Genomic DNA, 1,773 nt, shown 5'->3' with positions numbered 1-1,773 from the left:
AGGGGCTGTCCAAAAAGTACGGACAGTCCCTTTATTATTTTAAAGACAAATGAAATTCTTTATGCTAAAATTTAAATATGAGCAGAGGCGTAAGCGATAAAATAACATTCAAAGCATACAGTCAGGATGAGCAGTGGCTTTTGCCGCCAAGTCTTGATGAGCTGGTTCCACAGAATCATTTTGTACGGATAGTCAGTAAAACGGTCGATGAGCTGAACATTGAAAAAGTATTTGCAAAATACACGAAAGGCGGTGGCGCAAGCCGTTACAATCCAGTAATGCTTTTAAAAGTCATGATTTACTGCTACATGACTGGAATTTATTCCTCAAGGCAGATAGCAAAACAGTGCCGTGAAAACATAAACGTAATGTGGCTTGCCGGCAGTCAGACTCCGGATTTCAGAACAATCAATAAATTCCGCGGAGAAAAATTAAAAGAATCGATAGAAGAGATTTTCATTGCAACTGTAAAGCTTTTGAATTTAAAAGGTTATGTCAGCCTTGAAAAATATTTTGTAGACGGAACAAAAATTGAAAGTGCTTCGAATAAATACACCTTTGTATGGAAACGTGCCGTTGAAAAAAATGAAAAAAAACTTGATGAAAAACTTCGAGTCTTTCTAAAGGAAGTTGATGAAATCACTGCAGAAGAAAATCAGGAATACGGAAATAAAGATCTGGCAGAACTTGGCGAAGACATCACAGTAACAAGCGAAGAGATAAAAGCAGTGGCAGAAAAAATCAACAGAAAACTTGATGAAATCTGTGACCGCGACGACGAAGAATCAAAAGACGTAAAAAAAAAAACTGAAAAAAGCAAAACGACAGATTGAAAAGGATTTTCTCCCGCGAAAAGAAAAATACGAAAAGGCAAACGCGACATTTAACGGTCGCAACAGTTATTCTAAAACCGATGAAGATGCAACTTTCATGCGAATGAAAGAAGATACAATGTTAAACGGTCAGCTCAAGCCTGGTTATAACATTCAGGTTGGGACAGAAAATAATTTTGTAACAGGCTATGACGTATTTCCAAATCCGACAGACACAAGAACATTAAAACCTCATTTGGAAAATGTGATGAAAAGACTGGAATGCAAATTCAAAACTGTAATAGCAGATGCAGGTTACGGAAGTGAGGAAAATTATGACTATCTTGAAGAAAAAGAAATTACAGGTGCAATAAAATATTCAACTTATGAAAAAGAAATAAAACGCAGTTTCAAAAAGAAAACCTTTAATCCTGAAAACTGGAAATATGATGCAGAACAAAAAGAATATACATGTCCTTGTGGAAATCCAGTTCCGTATAAAAAAACTGTACAGAAGCATAATTCGTCGGGTTATCTGCAGACTTATGATGTTTATCAGTGTGACAACTGTGAGGGCTGTCCGTTCCGGGATCTCTGCACAAAATCAGAATACGGCAGAATGATTCAGAGAAATGAAAACTGGATTACACAAAAATCAAAAGTAAAAGAACTTCTCTCAACTGATGAATACAAAAAATTAATGAAAAAGCGTTCAACAGAATGCGAAACTGTCTTCGGGCAGATAAAATCCAATCAGCATTTCAGAAGATTTCATCTCCGTGGAAACGAAAAAGTAGCGACTGAATGGGGTTTATTGATGCTTGGATATGATTTTAAACAGCTTATCCGGCTGTCGAAAGTTTAAAAGAAAAAAAGAATTCCGAACAAACTCAAAATCTGAAATTTTATAAAAAAAGGCCGCCCTTTTATGAAGTTTTATGAACTTCTAGGACAGCCCCTT

At 36.1% G+C, this 1,773-nt stretch carries 2 protein-coding genes; both read left to right on the top strand.

What is annotated here, in order from left to right:
* The first annotated feature begins 77 nt into the window (after nt 1–77).
* Nucleotides 78–833 (top strand): transposase, encoded by a 756-nt coding sequence (locus tag ACI4L0_RS00700; protein ID WP_439798251.1) that lies wholly within the window; start codon nt 78–80, stop codon nt 831–833.
* Nucleotides 808–1,677: a transposase gene (locus tag ACI4L0_RS00695; protein WP_439798252.1), complete on the top strand. Its 870-nt coding sequence runs from the start codon at nt 808–810 to the stop codon at nt 1,675–1,677. Before ACI4L0_RS00700 ends, ACI4L0_RS00695 begins: the two co-directional genes overlap by 26 nt.
* The last annotated feature ends 96 nt before the right edge of the window (nt 1,678–1,773 follow it).

This window comes from Treponema sp. (assembly GCF_051883275.1).
Lineage (GTDB): Bacteria > Spirochaetota > Spirochaetia > Treponematales > Treponemataceae > Treponema_D.
Note: the sequence above shows the minus strand (reverse complement) of the source record. Positions and strands in the feature narration are given on the sequence as shown.